This window comes from Acinetobacter sp. N1-1, assembly GCF_056711485.1.
On the sequence record NZ_JBWXUO010000011.1, the window covers coordinates 1 to 531 of the forward strand.

The window sequence follows — 531 nt, forward strand, 5'->3', positions numbered from 1 at the left end:
GGAGTTTGAACGAACGAAGTGAGAGAAAACCAAAAGCAATTTTATAGATTATCTACAATTTTTTCTTTTTTATATTTTTAATAATTTTTAATAGTTTTTAGACCCTCTTCAAAGCCTTGCTATAAGGTGCTTTCAAAGAACTAAATGGGAGGGATTGACGGCTAAATGGGAGGGATTGACGGCTAAATGGGAGGGATTGACGGCTAAATGGGAGGGATTGACGGCTAAATGGGAGTAAATTAAAATTAACTCCTATTATTGATAAAAAATAATTAATATGTTGAATGATTTTGTTGTAATGGATAATTCATTAATTAACGCAGCCTATAAATTAAGACTGAACGAACAACGTCTTATTTTATGTGCTATTGCTCAAATTCCTAAGGGTGTCCCAGTAGAACCCGATAAAGCATATTGCGTGACAAGAGACGATTTCATTCGAATTGGGGTACATCCTGATTGTGTTTCTCGGGATATACGAACAGCTTCTAAAGATTTAATGAAGAAAACTGTTCGTATTGCCACAGAGCT

General features: G+C 34.7%; 1 protein-coding gene. It reads left to right on the forward strand.

Annotation, left to right across the window (positions count from 1 at the left end; all coding sequences use genetic code 11):
* Window positions 1–298: 298 nt before the first annotated feature.
* Window positions 299–531, forward strand: a 233-nt coding sequence (locus AC1MPL_RS00255) for a replication initiation protein (RefSeq protein WP_479763305.1), incomplete at its 3' end; no start/stop codon positions are given.